Source organism: Actibacterium mucosum KCTC 23349, from assembly GCF_000647975.1.
In the GTDB taxonomy this organism is placed as follows: Bacteria; Pseudomonadota; Alphaproteobacteria; order Rhodobacterales; family Rhodobacteraceae; genus Actibacterium; species Actibacterium mucosum.
In genome coordinates this window covers 627,718-642,710 of record NZ_JFKE01000001.1, presented here as the reverse complement: position 1 = coordinate 642,710, position 14,993 = coordinate 627,718, and the positions used below count along the sequence as shown (strand labels likewise).

Below are 14,993 nucleotides of genomic sequence, written 5' to 3'. Positions count from 1 at the left end.
CGCTTGGTGCTTGATATACGGCAGGGCCCACCCGCTGCAAGTCAGGAGCATTCTATGGCCCTAACCACCGACCCCGCCCGCGCCGCCGCTGCGCAGATGGTGCATGACGTGTTGATCGAGAAATTGCAGCTGTCTGACTCCAGAGCCGATGAAGGATTAGCACCCGAGGACCGCGCACGCGCACTCCGTCTGACCTTGGCGACGCTGCGCAATCTGGATCGGGCCGATACCGTGCTGAAACCACTTCTGCGCAAGCACCCCCCGGTCGAGGTGCGCAACCTGCTGCGCCAAGGCGTGGCAGAAATTCATGCCGAAGGCGCGCCCGCCCATGGTGTGGTGAACGATATCGTCACCCTTTTCCGCGCCCGCCCCGCCACCGGCAGTTTCGCCGGACTGGGAAACGCCGTGCTGCGCAAAGCAGCCGAGGCAGAGGAATGGGACACCCTTCCGCCGCAGAAAATGGCCGGCTGGCTGCGCGGCCGGGTCGAGGGGCAGTTGGGTCGTAAGACCGTGCTGGCCATCGAGGCCGCGCATGACGCCGGCGCGCCGGTGGACCTGACCCCGGCCGATGGCGACGCCGTAAAGCTGGCCGCGGCCACCGGCGGCACGGCGCTGCCCACCGGCAGCGTGCGGCTGGATGGGCGGGTGCAGGTCTCGGCCCTGCCCGGATACGAAGACGGTACATGGTGGGTGCAGGACGCCGCCGCAGCGCTACCGGCCAAACTGCTGAATGCGCAGGCCGGTCAACGCGTGCTGGACCTGTGCGCCGCGCCGGGCGGCAAAACGATGCAACTGGCTGCCAGCGGGGCGGACGTGACGGCGCTGGATATCTCCAAACACCGCCTTGGTCGTCTGCGCGACAACCTGCGCCGCACGGACCTGACCGCCGAAATCGTGGTGGCCGACGCACTGACTTGGCAACCTGACGCGCCGTTCGAGGCCATCCTGCTGGACGCGCCGTGTTCAGCCACGGGTACAATCCGTCGCCACCCCGACCTGCCGCATGTACGCGACGGCAAGGACGTCAAGGCGCTGGTGTCGCTTCAAAGCGCGTTGTTAGACCGCGCGCTGACGATGCTGGTGCCCGGTGGCACCCTGATCTATTGCACCTGCTCATTGTTGCCCGACGAGGGCGAGGCCCAGGTGACCGCGGCCCTCGAACGTCACGACAATCTGCAGCTTGCCCCGCTTGCTGCGCCCTGGATCGAAGGAGATTGGCACAGTGCCGAAGGCGGGTTGCGGCTGCGCCCCGATTTCTGGGCAGATCGCGGTGGCATGGACGGGTTCTATATCGCGAAACTGCACAAATCCGCCTGAGCCGGGATTGGCAAGTGACAGGGTCACGGCCCCAAGCTATGCTTCGCCGAAAACCCACCGTCTCAGAGCAGAAACCCCCGAAAATGGCCGCTGAATCGCGATCCGAAAGCTGGCAGATGCGGCGAAGCCGCTGGATGAACCGAATCCACGCGCGTCGCGCGGTCCGGTCCAATCCTGCCACCGGGTTTACCACCCAGCCCGAACCGCGCACGATCGGGTCTTTTGCACGCGGCCGCCAATTGATCGGCGGGAATTTCCTATTTGCAGGTTTTCTTGTCGAGGCAAAGGAAACCGTAATCTGGGACCTGCCCGTGCCTTCGGTTGGATTCGAGGAAGAGCTGCACGGATTCGGCTGGCTGGATGACCTGGCAGCCGTTGCCGATGGCCCTGCCCGGGAACGCGCGCAAAGCTGGACGATGGAATGGATAGATCGTTTCGGCAAAGGCCATGGCCTTGGTTGGGCGCCGGACCTGACCGGGCGGCGATTGATCCGATGGATCAACCACGCGATTTTCCTTTTGAATGGCCAAACGCCCGAACGATCAGAACAATTCTTCAAACTGCTCGGGCAACAAACAATTTTCCTCAACCGCCGCTGGCGCAGTGCGACGCCCGGTTTGCCGCGGTTTGAAGCCCTGACCGGGCTGATCTATGCCGGGTTGGCGCTTGAAGGCATGGGTGAATTTGTCGGCTCGGCCTCACGCGCGCTGGCCGAGGAATGCGATGCGCAAATTGACACGATGGGCGGCATTCCCACCCGCAACCCCGAAGAATTGCTCGAAGTCTTCACGTTGCTGAATTGGGCCTCGGCGGCTCTTTCCGAGGCGGGCAAGACCCCAAGCAAATCGCATCTGCGCGCGATCGAGCGGATTGCCCCAACCCTTCGCGCCCTGCGGCATGCAGATGGCGGGCTTGCACGGTACCATGGCGGCGGGCGCGGGGCCGAGGGGCGGCTGGACAATGCGTTGGCCAGTTCAGGTGTGCGCGCGGCAGCCAATACCGGCCTGGCGATGGGATTTGCACGGTTGTCCGAAGGACGCACAACAGTGGTGATCGACGCCTCTGTACCTCCGCGTGCCGACAGTTCGTATAACGGCCATGCATCGACACTTGCGTTCGAGCTCACGTCAGGGCGGCGGCCGTTGATTGTGAATTGCGGTTCAGGGGTAACGTTCGGGGCGGATTGGCGGCGCGCCGGTCGCGCCACGCAATCGCATTCTACCCTTGCCATTCAGGGCTATTCCTCTGCCCGCTTGGGTGGTGGTCGCCTGGTAGGTGGACGTCGGCGCGAGTTGCTGGTGGATGCCCCCAAAGAGGTTGGCGCACAGAAAGCGGCGGACAACCAAGGGCAAAGCCTGACTGCGTGGCACGATGGCTATAACGCCACACATGGGTTGATCCACGCCCGCAAGCTGGACCTCAGCTTTGACGGCCGGGCGTTGCAGGGCGAAGACACGCTGGGCGCGTTCTCGGCCAACCAGCGCAAACAATTCGACAAGCGCATGGATCAGGCGCGACTGCAGGGCATCGCATTTGCGCTGCATTTTCACCTGCACCCGGATGTGGACGCGGCATTGGACATGGGTGGTGCAGCCGTGTCCTTGGCTTTGAAAAGCGGCGAGATTTGGGTGTTCCGTCATGACGGCCACGCGCAGATGGAGTTGAAGCCATCAGTCTACCTCGAATCGGGGCGCTTGAAACCACGTGCCAGCAAGCAGATCGTTCTGTCGTCGCGGGTCGGCAACTATGCCGGACAGATCAACTGGACCTTGGCCAAGGCACAGGATACACCGCAGGGCATTCGTGACCTTGTCACCGATGACATACCGCTGCCCGATTGATCAAACCCAAGGACGATCCGACCCGATGACTAACCTCGTGCCTATCCGCCGCGCGCTGCTTTCCGTATCTGACAAAACCGGTCTTGTTGAGTTTGCCACTGCACTGGCCGAACGGGGCGTTGTTCTTTTGTCGACCGGTGGCACGGCCAAGGCCCTGCGCGAAGCGGGGCTGGCTGTCAGCGACGTGGCCGAGGTGACGGGGTTTCCCGAGATGATGGATGGGCGCGTGAAAACACTGCACCCCAAAGTGCATGGTGGGCTGTTGGCCTTGCGCGACAATGCTGATCACAAGTCGGCCTTGGCCACCCACAACATTCCGGAAATCGACCTGCTGGTTGTTAACCTTTACCCGTTTGAGGCCACCGTCGCCAAAGGCGCTGATTACGACGATTGCATCGAGAACATTGATATCGGCGGCCCGGCGATGATCCGTGCGGCTGCCAAGAACCACGGGTTTGTCAACGTGGTGGTCGATGTCGAGGATTACGGTGCGGTGCTGGACGAACTGGCTGCCCATGACGGCGCAACTTCGCTTGCCTTCCGCCAAACCCTGGCCCAGCGCGCCTATGCCCGCACCGCCGCCTATGACGCCGCGGTCAGCACCTGGATGGCCGGCGCCACCGAACAACCCGCCCCGCGCCGCCGCGCCTTTGCCGGGACGCTGGCGCAAACCCTGCGCTATGGCGAAAACCCGCATCAGGTGGCGTCGTTCTACACCGATGGCTCGAACCGCCCGGGCGTGGCCACGGCCAAGCAGTGGCAGGGTAAAGAACTGTCCTACAACAACATCAACGACACCGACGCGGCGTTTGAGCTGGTCGCCGAATTCGGCACCGACGCGCCTGCCTGCGCCATCATCAAACACGCCAACCCCTGCGGCGTGGCCGAGGGCGACAGCCTGTTGAGCGCTTATAAATCGGCCTTTGACTGCGACCGCACATCGGCCTTTGGCGGCATCGTCGCGCTGAACCAGCCGCTGGATGTGGACACTGCAAAAGCCATCACCGAGATCCTTACCGAGGTCGTCATCGCCCCCGGTGCCAGCGACGCAGCACGCGAGGTTTTCGCCGCCAAAAAGAACCTGCGCCTGCTGACCACGGACGGACTGCCCGACATCCACGCGCCGATCACCACATATCGTCAGGTCGCGGGCGGCATGTTGGTGCAGAACAAAGACACCGGCTATGTCGGTCTGGACGATCTGAAGGTTGTCACCAACCGCGCCCCGACCGAGGCCGAGATGGCCGACCTGCTGTTCGCCTGGAAGGTCGCCAAACACGTGAAATCGAACGCCATCGTCTATGCCAAGAACGGCGCAACCGTGGGCGTGGGCGCCGGCCAGATGAGCCGCGTCGACAGCGCCCTGATCGCCGCCAAAAAGGCCGAGCGCATGGCCGAGGCCATCGGCCTGCCGGAACCGCTGACCAAAGGCTCGTCGGTTGCCTCGGACGCGTTCTTCCCCTTTGCCGATGGCCTGCTTGAGGCCGCCGCAGCTGGCGCAACCAGCGTGATCCAACCCGGCGGCTCGATGCGCGACCAAGAGGTCATCGACGCCGCGAACGAGGCCGGCCTTGCCATGGTTCTGACCGGCATGCGGCATTTCCGGCACTGACATGCGCCTGCTTGCCCTCACCGCCCTGATCATCTTCGTTGCCGACCAGTTGTCGAAATACGTGGTGGTCTTTCACATGCGCCTGCACGAACGGCTGACCATCGACGTTTTGCCTCCGTTGCTGACCTTTCGGATGGCATGGAACGAGGGCATTAACTTCGGCCTCTTCGCCAATAGCTCGGGCGCTATGCGGTGGGTTTTGGTGGCCTTGGCATTGGCGGTCTCCGCCGGGGTGCTGTGGTGGCTGCGTGGCCAGACACAGCGGCCCATTGTCTGGGTCGCTGGCGGCTTTCTGATCGGCGGAGCCCTGGGCAACGTTATCGACCGCGTGCTTTATGGCGCAGTAGCCGATTTCCTGAACATGTCATGCTGCGGGATACACAACCCGTTCTCATTCAACATCGCGGATATCGCGATCTTCATCGGTGCTGTCGGGCTGGTTCTTTTCACCTCGGACAACAAGACCACGTGACGCGCCCGCAACCTTGCGGTAAACAGACCCAAGACGAATAAAGGAGTGCCCGATGCGGCGTGCACAAATTCCGGTTCTGATTGCCCTGGTTGCCGCAATGGCCGTTGCCGGCTGTGGGCGAAAGGAAAAGCAACCTTCGCTGCTTAATATCCGCTCGCCCGACGGAACGCCGGACGAATTCACGGTTCTTCCGACCAAACCGATTGAGGTGCCCGAGGATTTGGCGGCGCTGCCTGAGCCCACTCCGGGTGGGGCAAACCGTGTTGATCCAACCCCGGAAGCCGACGCCGTTTTGGCATTGGGTGGCAATGTTTCGCGCATCACAACCGCAGGCGTGCCGCGGACGGACGGCGCATTGGTTTCACAGGCCTCGCGTTTTGGCGTATCCACCAACATCCGGGAAACCCTGGCTGCCGAAGATCTGGAATACCGCCGTCAGAACGATGGCCGCCTGTTGGAACGTCTGTTGAACGTTAACGTGTATTTCGTCGCCTACGAACCGCAATCGCTGGACCAGTATGGCGAGCTTTACCGTTGGCGCCGCGCTGGCGTGAAAACTGTTGGTGCGCCACCCGAATTGTTGGAGTAGCGCGGCATCACATCCGCGTTTGAGCGCTTGATCGCTCCAAGCTTTGGGCTAGCGTAGACCTCAGGACGTTTCAGGGAGGATCGCGAATGCCGCGCCTATTCCATCGGTTATTGTTGGTTTTGCTGTTCGGCGTTGCTGCCGGCACTGCTTCGGCAGCCGATGTTTCCAGTTTCAAACTCGACAATGGTATGGATGTCGTCGTGATCGAAGATCACCGCGCCCCTGTCGTTGTGAACATGGTGTGGTATCGTGTTGGTGCGGCAGACGAGCCGCCCGGCAAATCGGGTGTGGCCCACTATCTTGAGCATCTGATGTTCAAGGGCACCGAAAAGTACCCCAACGGACTGTTCTCGGACATTGTCGAGGCCAATGGCGGCTCGGACAACGCGTTCACATCCTATGATTATACCGGGTATTTTCAGCGCGTTGCCGCCGACCGTCTTCCATTGATGATGGAGATGGAGGCAGACCGCATGACCGGGCTGATCCTGACCGAAGTTGATGCCGTAACCGAACTGGACGTGGTGATCGAAGAACGCAACCAACGGACCGAAAACAGCCCTCAAGCGCTGTTTAATGAACAACGTTCCGCCGCCCAGTACCTGAACCATCCCTACGGAATCCCGATTATCGGCTGGCGTGAAGAGATCCTCGGTTTAACCCGCCAAGATGCGCTGGACTTTTATGCCACCTATTACGCACCAAACAACGCAACCCTTGTGGTCGCCGGCGATGTAGACCCGGCCGAGGTGTTGGAGTTGGCGCAGACCTATTTTGGCCCGATCGCTGCAAATCCCGACCTGCCACCCCGCGTACGCCCGCAAGAGCCGCCACAACGGGCCGAACGTCGACTTTTGTTCGAAGACCCGCGAATTGCCCAGCCTTACGTCGTGCGAACATACTTGGCCCCGGAACGTAATCCCGGCGACCAGAAAGAAGCCGCTGCGCTGGTTTATCTTGCGGAATTGCTGGGAGGTGCCGGCGCAACCTCGGTTCTCGGGGACGAACTGGAGTTCAAACAAAAAACCGCGCTCTATACCACCGCCTTCTACAGCAGCCTTTCGGTTGATCCATCGACCTTTGGCCTGATCGTTCTGCCAGCAGAGGGCACCAGCTTGCAGGAAATCGAAGACGCGATGGACACGGTGATCACCGACTTTCTGAATACCGGCATCGATCAGCGGCAGTTCGAAACCGTCAAGATGCAGCTGCGCGCCTCGGGGATCTATGCCGACGACAATATACAGGGCCTCGCCCGCCGCTACGGCGAGGCATTGACCATGGGTTTGGGGGTTCAGGACGTGCAGGATTGGCCCAAGATCCTGCAAGACGTGCAGCCTTCGGATGTGATGAACGCCGCTAAACGACTATTTGACCGCAAACGCGCGGTGACCGGATGGGTCATGCGCGCCGACGCCTCGGAGGTAAGCCAATGATCCGTGCTGCTCTGATTGCCATCGTCGTCCTTTTCACGCTTCCGGCACGCGCCGATGTGGACATCCAGACGATAACATCACCTGCCGGGATCGGCGCTTGGTTGGTGGAAAGCCACGATATCCCGTTTGTCGCGCTTGAAGTGCGGTTCAAAGGCGGTGCGTCGCTGGACGCTGAGGGAAAACGCGGGGCTATCAACCTGATGACCGCAACGCTGGAAGAGGGCGCCGGTACACTCGATTCGCGGGGCTTCGCCGAAGCACGTGACGCGCTGGCTGCCAGCTACAATTTTGACGTTTACAACGACTCCATGACGATCTCGGCCCAATTCCTGTCGGAAAACCGCGACGAAGCCGTGGAATTGCTGCGTCTCGCTTTGACCGAACCGCGTTTTGACCAAGAGGCCTTGGATCGCGTGCGCAACCAGGTGCTGGCAAATATCCGGGCCGAAGCCAAGGACCCGGATGACATCGCTTCGAACCGGTTCAACGCGCTGGCTTTTGGCGCACATCCCTACGGCACATCGCTGGACGGCACGCCGGAAAGCGTAGCGGCCCTGACGCGCGATGACCTGCTGGAGGCCAAAGACCGCGTCATGGCCCGTGATCGCCTGTTTGTCAGCGCCGTTGGCGACATCACGCCCACAGCGCTGGGTATCCTCTTGGACCGCCTTTTTGCTGATCTGCCCGAAACCGGCGCACCGTTCGTCAACCGCGCCGACTATGCGCTGAGCGGCGGCATCACAGTAGTGCCTTTCGACACGCCACAGTCGGTGGCCCTGTTTGGTCACCAAGGCATCACGCGCGACGATCCCGACTTTTTCCCCGCCTTTGTTCTGAACAGTGTTCTTGGATCAGGCGGGTTTTCCAGCCGCCTGATGGAAGAAGTGCGTGAAAAACGCGGGCTGACCTATGGCGTTTACACCTACCTCTATCCGCTGGACTATGCCGAGCTTGTGCTGGGCCGCGTTGCCTCGGCCAATGACCGGATCGCCGAGGCGATGGATGTCATCCGCGCCGAATGGACCAAGGCGGCGACCCAAGGGATCACGGCGGAAGAGCTGGAGGCCGTCAAAACCTATCTGACGGGCGCCTACCCCTTGCGGTTCGACGGCAACGGCACCATCGCCAACATCCTTGTCGGAATGCAGATGGAGGGGCTGGGCCTCGACTATATCGCCACCCGCAATGACAAGGTGAACGCGGTTACGCTGGACGATGTGCGCCGGGTTGCTGCCCGCATTCTGGACGCCGACGCTCTGCATTTCGTGGTGGTTGGACAGCCCGAAGGGGTGCAAAGCACCACCAACTGACACCGCATTCCCCGGTGGTCGAATCGGGGGCGGGCATGCTACGGATAGTAGGATGAACCGCCCCAACCCCAACATAAGCGCTGAACGGCCCGCAATTCGGCAGCTGGACGAGGCCGCGATCAACCGGATTGCGGCCGGCGAGGTGGTTGAACGCCCGGCCTCGGCGGTGAAAGAGCTGGTGGAAAACGCGCTGGACGCCGGCGCGCGGCGGGTTGAGGTGACCATTGCCGATGGCGGCAAGACCCTGATCCGTGTCGCCGATGACGGGCACGGCATCGCGGCGGGTGACCTGCCCCTTGCCCTGTCGCGGCACGCCACGTCGAAAATCGACGGCACCGACCTGCTGAATATCCATTCATTCGGGTTCCGCGGCGAGGCGCTGCCGTCGCTTGGCGCCGTAGGGCGTCTGACCATCACCTCGCGCGTGGCCGGTGACGCCGCGGCGGAAATCGCCGTCTCCGGCGGCACCATCGCCCCCGTCAAACCTGCCGCCCTGTCCGCCGGCACCGTGGTCGAGCTGCGCGATCTGTTCTATGCCACACCGGCGCGGCTGAAATTCCTGCGCTCAAACCGCGCCGAAACGCAGGCCATCACCGATGTGGTCAAGCGGTTGGCGATGGCCGAACCCGGCGTCGGCTTTACCCTGCGCGACACCTCGGGCGGCGGTGAGGGGCGCGTGACCTTCCGCGCCGAGCCCGAAACCGGCGACATGTTCGACGCGCTGCGCGGCCGGCTGACCCGGATCATGGGCCGCGAGTTCACCGAAAACGCCCTGCCGATTGATGCCACGCGCGAGGGCTTTACCCTGACCGGCTTTGCCGCCCTGCCCACCTATTCGCGCGGCGCGGCGGTGGCGCAGTTCTTCTTTGTCAACGGCCGCCCGGTGCGCGACAAGCAGCTGATCGGCGCGCTGCGCGGTGCCTATGCCGATTTCCTCAGCCGCGACCGGCACCCGGCGGCGGCCCTGTTCCTGACCTGCGACCCGCATCTGGTTGATGTCAACGTGCACCCCGCCAAGTCCGAGGTTCGGTTCCGCGAACCCGGCATCGTGCGCGGGCTGATCGTGTCAACCCTGCGCCATGCGCTGGCCGGGGCCGGGCACCGCGCGTCAACCACGGTTGCGCAGGCCACGCTGGGCGCGATGCAGCCCGAACCCGCCACGCCGCGTGTCTATCAGATGGATCGCCCCGCCCCGCGCACAATCAACACCGCTTATGCCATGCAGGCCCCGCCAGCGGCGCCGGGCTTTGCCGAAGCGGCCCAGCCATCTGCGCGTGTGGAAGAGGTCACCGAAGAACCCGCCGACCTACCGCTTGGTGCCGCCCGGGCGCAGATCCACGAGAACTATATCATCGCGCAGACCGAAACCGGGCTGGTGATCGTTGACCAGCACGCCGCGCATGAGCGGTTGGTTTACGAGAAACTCAAACGCCAGATGGCCGAAAACGGCGTGGCCGCGCAGGCGCTGTTGATCCCCGAGATCGTGCAGCTGTCGCCCGATGACCGGGCCGCGTTGCTGAACGCGGCGGATGCCCTGGCGCAGCTGGGCCTGACCATCGAACCGTTCGGCGGCGACGCGGTGGCCGTGCGCGAAACCCCGGCCCTGCTGGGCGAGGTGAACGCCGCGGCGATGTTGCGCGACATCCTGGACGAGCTGGCCGATCTGGGCACCAGCGACGCGGTGCAATCGCAGCTCGAGGCGATCCTCAGCCGCGTGGCCTGCCACGGCTCAATCCGCTCGGGCCGCCGGATGCGCGCCGACGAGATGAACGCGCTACTGCGCGAGATGGAGGCGACGCCCCATTCCGGCCAATGCAACCACGGCCGCCCCACCTATGTGGAACTGCAACTGAGAGACATCGAAAGGCTGTTCGGCCGCACATGATCACCATTGGCGACATCACCCTGAACCCGCCGGAACTGGCCATGATCCTGGCCGCCGCGCTGGGTCTGCTGATCCTGCTGGCCATCCTGCGCCGCACCGGTCAGGCTGCCCGGGCCAACGAACCGGTGATTTACCAGATGGATCAGCTGGACCGCGCCGTACAATCGCTGGCCGCGGGCCAACAGCAGCTGACCGGCGGTTTAACCCATGTGTCCGAGGCGCAGGCCGCCAGCCAGGCGCAGATGTTGCAACTGATGGAACAGCGCCTGCAGACCGTTACCCAGCAGATGAACGAGAACCTGCACGGCTCGGCCCGCCGCACCGCGCAGTCGCTGGGCGAGCTGCAGCAGCGCCTGCAGACCATCGACAAGGCGCAGGAAAACATCACCAAACTGTCGGGCGACGTGCTGTCGCTGCAAGACATCCTGTCCAACAAGCAGACCCGCGGCGCCTTTGGTGAGATCCAGCTGAACGACATCGTCACCAAGGCCCTGCCGGCCGACAGTTTCACCCTGCAGGCGACGCTGTCGAACGGCAAGCGGGCCGATTGCCTGATCCACCTGCCCAACCCGCCCGGCCCCATCGCCATCGACAGCAAGTTCCCGCTGGAACCCTACGAGGCGATGATGGCCTCGCAGACCGAAGGCGCGTTGAAACAAGCCATTCAGCTGTTCAAAACCGCGGTGCGCAAACACATCACCGACATTTCCGAGAAATACATCCTCGACGGGGAAACCGCCGATGGCGCGCTGATGTTTCTGCCTTCCGAGGCGATCTATGCCGAGCTGCACGCCAAGTTCCCCGACCTTGTGCAGCAAGGGTTTGCGGCCCGCGTCTGGATCGTGTCGCCCACCACCTGCATGGCCACGCTGAACACCATGCGCGCCATCCTGAAAGACGCCCGCATGCGCGAGCAGGCCGGCGCCATCCGCAAGGAACTGGCGCTGCTTTACGCCGATGTGGACCGGCTGGGCACGCGGGTTGATAACCTGGACCGGCATTTTGGCCAGGCCGCCAAGGATATCGCCGACATCAAGATCTCGGCCGACAAGGCCGGGCGGCGGGCGCGGCGTCTGGACAATTTCGATTTCGAGGAGCTGGCCGCCGACGAGGGCGCGCAGGTGGTCACCCTGCAACCGCGCGACGGATGATCACAAGGCAATACACGGCCGACGGCATCGTGTCGCGGGCGAAATACTCCGACTGCGAACACTATCGCTATCTGCTGGAACGTGTCTGGGACGGCGACCGGGGCGTGCTGATGTACGTGATGCTGAACCCCTCGAAAGCAAACGAGCGCGACAACGATCCCACCATCGAACGCTGTCAGCGTCGTGCAGTTCAACTGGGCTATGGTGGTATCTCGATCACTAACCTTTTTGCGTGGCGCGAAACCCATCCTTCCTTGCTTAAGAAATCCTCTGCACCCGTTGGACCAGCCAATGATCGTGTGATGCTGAACGCGGCGCGTGGGGCAAAAACGGTTCTGGCAGCCTGGGGTGTACACGGCACGTGGATGGATCGGAACCGCGTGGTCTTGTTGAAACTGAAAAACGCAAAGCCACCACTGGTTCACCTTGGTCTCACAAAAGAGGGGCACCCGCGGCACCCGCTTTACGTACCCTATGCGCAGCAGCTGCAACCCTGGCAATGACGCCGCTTACTTCTGGTTAACCATCCTGTAGTTTTGTACTTCGCCGCCCCCGTGTTACAACCTAAGATGGCATCGGTGGGGTGCGCCCGCATGGGCAGCTAGCGATGTAGAAAGGGTGCGCAATGTTCGGATTGGCCGGGTTGCTTGGTTTGTTGATGGTTGGGATGTCAGTGGATTTCACTGGCGCCAACGACGACGAAGAACAGGATCAGAACGCGCCCGAACCTGAAGAAGATGACCTGACGGTACCTTCCGACGCGCCCGATCTGCTTTTGGAAGGCACTGATGGCGCCGACACCCTGATTGGCGGTGAAGCGGATGAAACGATCATGGGCTTCATGGGCCATGACGTTCTGCATGGTGGCGATGGCAGCGATACGATCAAAGCTGGTGCGGGCAACGATATCGTCGACGGCGCGGGCGACGACGACACCCTGATTGGTAATGGCGGCGACGACACCTTGAAAGGTGGCGATGGAAGCGACCTGATCCAAGGCGGTCAAGGCAACGATGCGGTGCATGGCCAATCCGGGGATGACACCCTTTTTGGTGAGGGCGGCGACGACGAGATTCTGGGCGCTGACGGCAACGACATGCTGAACGGCGGCGAAGGCAATGACGGGCTGATGGGCGGAGCCGGCGACGACACGCTTGTTGGCGGCGCGGGGGCCGACGTTCTGAACGGGAATGACGGAAACGACACCATTGCCGGTGTGAATATTGATGACGACGGCAATCTGATTGATGACCAGATTCGCGACTATCTGAACGGCAGCGCGGGTCAGGATACCTTGATTGGCGGCTCGGACGACAATCTGCACGGTGGCGACGACGCCGACACGTTTGTGGTCGGTGACTGGATTCAGGCCGAAAACGCGGCAACAATCGAAGACTTCGATGGTGCCGAAGACACGCTTGTAGTCCTTTACGATGACGCTGCACACCCGGATCCGGTTCTCAGCTTTCAAGCCGATGCCGACAACGGTATTCTGATGCTTGACGGATTACCCTTGGCCGATCTGCCGGGCGTCACCGATCTGAATCTGGACGATGTCTCTCTGGTTGCGCAAAGCACGATCTCGGCGGCGATGGGTCAAGCCGCCTGATCACATCTATTCTTGGAATAACAGCGCGGTTTACCTAGCTTGGTTTTGTTGAACAGCGACGGAACCATCGATGAAACCGACCGACACACCGGACCTTGCAGAGGCAGTTTCCTCTCTCAACCGCGAGCTCGCCCGCTTGAATTCCAGCCGCTACATGCGCGCACACCGTACGTTGGGTGGTATGATCGGCTATAGCGTGGTCCGGGGTTTGGCCGTAGGTCTGGGAACCGTGATGGGGGCAACGATCCTGGTATCCGTTGCGGCCTATTTCCTAACGCAAATCGACTTTATCCCGATCATTGGAGACTGGGCAAAATCGATTGCGCAAGAAATGGAACAGGGCCGCTCGTCCGCCAATTAGGCATAGCTTGTCTCGACCAGAACCAACTGATCCGGGTCCGTTGGGATGGTGCCACGCAAGCTGAGGATCGCATTGCCGTCAAAGAGAACGGTAAAGCTGTTCAGCGAAGTTGGCACGGTCGTCACAACAGGTGACGGACCGTCGACTGCTGGGTCGAAATAGATCTCGATCCGGTCTTCACCGGCATCAAAGTCCTGCACAGAAGCGGGGTTAGACGTGTCCACGAAGCTGCCGGTTGCAAATGTGTCTGCCCCCGACCCGCCATTTGCGAAGTCGCCAGTTCCCAACACCAACGTATCTTCGCCGGCGCCTCCAAACAGGAAATCCGGGTCGTCCGTGTCGGATGCGGGCAGGTCGCCGTCGCCGCCGGTCACCCCGTTCAACGTGTCGTTTCCGATCTCGCCCAGCATCACGTCCACACCAGTACCGCCAACCAGCGTGTCTGCGCCGCTGCCGCCTTCCAGCCGGTCGTTTCCGGCACCACCGTTCAACGCGTCATCACCCTCGCCGCCGGTCAGCGTGTCGTCATTGCCGCCACCAGACAGCAGGTCATTCCCGGCGTCGCCGTTCAGGGTGTCTTGCCCGGCCCCTCCGACAAGCTCGTCGTCGCCATCGTTGCCGTTCAGCAGATCACCACCGTCGCCACCGTCCAGAAAATCATTTCCGTCGCGGCCCGAGATACGGTCCATGTTTTTGCCGCCGTTGACGGTATCGTCGCCGCCACCGGCGTCGATTTCATCGTCACCCGGCCCGCCTTCGATCACGTCCTTTCCAAAGAATCCGGCAATGAAATCATTACCTTCGCCGCCTTGCAGAGTATCGGCGCCTTCGGCACCATCGATGGTGTCATTGCCAGCACCACCCAAAATCGTGTCATTGCCGCGACCGCCAACCAGTTCGTCATCGCCGCCCTTGCCGTCAATGAAGTCACCGCCATCCAGCGCATTGAGAAGATCGTTGTCCTCTGTACCGATCAGCCGGTCTGGCCCATCGCTGGGTTCGGTGCTGACAGAGTCATTTGGCATATCATCGCCACCAAACGCGCCGATGGCCAGGCCGGCTGACATAAGGCCAAGAAGTGCAAACAGACCAATCATTATCGAGTCTCCCTGTGGTTACCCGAATTACGCGCAATTAACCTTAACAAGAGGTGCACAACCCTTAGAAACCAGGTGATTGGCGATGGAAAGCATTTGCCGCCCCCGGAAAAGGTTCGGGAAACAATGCAGCGCGGCCTTGCCCTATTGTATTGAATCTAAACCCAATTTAGCGAGCAGCAAGCAACCCCTTTTCAAGAGCGTCCAAATCCCGTATACGCCCGCAATCGTCGGAGGAAATATCCAACGATGCTCCATGGGCCCTGCTGGACGACATCCCGGCTTGCGCCATTCACCCTTAACTAAGGAGACC

The 14,993-nt window shown here is 61.9% G+C and carries 13 protein-coding genes; 12 read left to right on the top strand and 1 reads right to left on the bottom strand.

Translation table 11 applies throughout. From position 1 onward, the window contains the following. Positions 1-54: 54 nt before the first annotated feature. From ACMU_RS03135 to ACMU_RS03080, 12 genes are all read left to right on the top strand, one after another. Entirely contained in the window at positions 55-1,317 is a 1,263-nt protein-coding gene (locus ACMU_RS03135; RefSeq protein ID WP_035255907.1) for an RsmB/NOP family class I SAM-dependent RNA methyltransferase, read from the top strand. Positions 1,318-1,451: 134 nt separating this feature from the next. Beyond that, on the top strand, positions 1,452-3,158 hold the full coding sequence (locus tag ACMU_RS03130; RefSeq protein WP_051587886.1) for a heparinase II/III family protein: 1,707 nt from the start codon (positions 1,452-1,454) through the stop codon (positions 3,156-3,158). Between the two features lie 25 nt (positions 3,159-3,183). After that, complete coding sequence (gene purH / locus ACMU_RS03125; protein ID WP_035255906.1) at positions 3,184-4,770, top strand: bifunctional phosphoribosylaminoimidazolecarboxamide formyltransferase/IMP cyclohydrolase; 1,587 nt, start codon at positions 3,184-3,186, stop codon at positions 4,768-4,770. Between the two features lies 1 nt (position 4,771). Further along, the gene (lspA, locus tag ACMU_RS03120; RefSeq protein WP_035255905.1) at positions 4,772-5,242 is read left to right on the top strand and encodes a signal peptidase II; all 471 of its coding nucleotides are present in this window, start codon (positions 4,772-4,774) and stop codon (positions 5,240-5,242) included. A gap of 52 nt (positions 5,243-5,294) precedes the next feature. Next, on the top strand, positions 5,295-5,831 hold the full coding sequence (locus ACMU_RS03115) for a DUF3035 domain-containing protein (RefSeq protein WP_035255904.1): 537 nt from the start codon (positions 5,295-5,297) through the stop codon (positions 5,829-5,831). Between the two features lie 86 nt (positions 5,832-5,917). After that, positions 5,918-7,267: a M16 family metallopeptidase gene (locus tag ACMU_RS03110; protein WP_081805363.1), complete on the top strand. Its 1,350-nt coding sequence runs from the start codon at positions 5,918-5,920 to the stop codon at positions 7,265-7,267. Then, on the top strand, positions 7,264-8,577 hold the full coding sequence (locus ACMU_RS03105; protein ID WP_035255903.1) for a M16 family metallopeptidase: 1,314 nt from the start codon (positions 7,264-7,266) through the stop codon (positions 8,575-8,577). The genes ACMU_RS03110 and ACMU_RS03105 overlap by 4 nt, the downstream gene beginning before the upstream one ends. A gap of 52 nt (positions 8,578-8,629) precedes the next feature. Beyond that, the gene (gene mutL, locus ACMU_RS03100) at positions 8,630-10,462 is read left to right on the top strand and encodes a DNA mismatch repair endonuclease MutL (RefSeq protein WP_035255902.1); all 1,833 of its coding nucleotides are present in this window, start codon (positions 8,630-8,632) and stop codon (positions 10,460-10,462) included. Beyond that, complete coding sequence (locus ACMU_RS03095) at positions 10,459-11,613, top strand: DNA recombination protein RmuC (protein WP_035255901.1); 1,155 nt, start codon at positions 10,459-10,461, stop codon at positions 11,611-11,613. The genes mutL and ACMU_RS03095 overlap by 4 nt, the downstream gene beginning before the upstream one ends. Then, a complete protein-coding gene (locus ACMU_RS03090) occupies positions 11,610-12,116 on the top strand; it encodes a DUF1643 domain-containing protein (RefSeq protein WP_035255899.1) in 507 nt (168 codons plus the stop codon). The genes ACMU_RS03095 and ACMU_RS03090 overlap by 4 nt, the downstream gene beginning before the upstream one ends. Before the next feature lie 155 nt (positions 12,117-12,271). After that, positions 12,272-13,222 (top strand): calcium-binding protein, encoded by a 951-nt coding sequence (locus tag ACMU_RS03085; RefSeq protein WP_161635612.1) that lies wholly within the window; start codon positions 12,272-12,274, stop codon positions 13,220-13,222. Between the two features lie 70 nt (positions 13,223-13,292). Then, positions 13,293-13,583 (top strand): DUF5665 domain-containing protein, encoded by a 291-nt coding sequence (locus ACMU_RS03080; protein WP_035255895.1) that lies wholly within the window; start codon positions 13,293-13,295, stop codon positions 13,581-13,583. On the opposite strand, the gene ACMU_RS03075 is transcribed toward ACMU_RS03080, so the two are convergent. Next, entirely contained in the window at positions 13,580-14,680 is a 1,101-nt protein-coding gene (locus ACMU_RS03075; RefSeq protein ID WP_051587844.1) for a calcium-binding protein, read from the bottom strand. The genes ACMU_RS03080 and ACMU_RS03075 overlap by 4 nt on opposite strands. Positions 14,681-14,993 lie beyond the last annotated feature (313 nt).

What these genes read in the sequence shown, in the direction of transcription:
- ACMU_RS03085 (WP_161635612.1), top strand. Translation starts at nt 12,272, where the DNA reads ATGGTTGGGATGTCAGTGGATTTCACTGGCGCCAACGACGACGAAGAA.
- ACMU_RS03115 (WP_035255904.1), top strand. Translation starts at nt 5,295, where the DNA reads ATGCGGCGTGCACAAATTCCGGTTCTGATTGCCCTGGTTGCCGCAATG.
- ACMU_RS03135 (WP_035255907.1), top strand. Translation starts at nt 55, where the DNA reads ATGGCCCTAACCACCGACCCCGCCCGCGCCGCCGCTGCGCAGATGGTG.
- ACMU_RS03075 (WP_051587844.1), bottom strand. Translation starts at nt 14,680, where the DNA reads ATGATTGGTCTGTTTGCACTTCTTGGCCTTATGTCAGCCGGCCTGGCC.
- purH (WP_035255906.1), top strand. Translation starts at nt 3,184, where the DNA reads ATGACTAACCTCGTGCCTATCCGCCGCGCGCTGCTTTCCGTATCTGAC.
- ACMU_RS03095 (WP_035255901.1), top strand. Translation starts at nt 10,459, where the DNA reads ATGATCACCATTGGCGACATCACCCTGAACCCGCCGGAACTGGCCATG.
- ACMU_RS03130 (WP_051587886.1), top strand. Translation starts at nt 1,452, where the DNA reads ATGAACCGAATCCACGCGCGTCGCGCGGTCCGGTCCAATCCTGCCACC.
- ACMU_RS03110 (WP_081805363.1), top strand. Translation starts at nt 5,918, where the DNA reads ATGCCGCGCCTATTCCATCGGTTATTGTTGGTTTTGCTGTTCGGCGTT.
- ACMU_RS03080 (WP_035255895.1), top strand. Translation starts at nt 13,293, where the DNA reads ATGAAACCGACCGACACACCGGACCTTGCAGAGGCAGTTTCCTCTCTC.
- lspA (WP_035255905.1), top strand. Translation starts at nt 4,772, where the DNA reads ATGCGCCTGCTTGCCCTCACCGCCCTGATCATCTTCGTTGCCGACCAG.
- mutL (WP_035255902.1), top strand. Translation starts at nt 8,630, where the DNA reads ATGAACCGCCCCAACCCCAACATAAGCGCTGAACGGCCCGCAATTCGG.
- ACMU_RS03105 (WP_035255903.1), top strand. Translation starts at nt 7,264, where the DNA reads ATGATCCGTGCTGCTCTGATTGCCATCGTCGTCCTTTTCACGCTTCCG.
- ACMU_RS03090 (WP_035255899.1), top strand. Translation starts at nt 11,610, where the DNA reads ATGATCACAAGGCAATACACGGCCGACGGCATCGTGTCGCGGGCGAAA.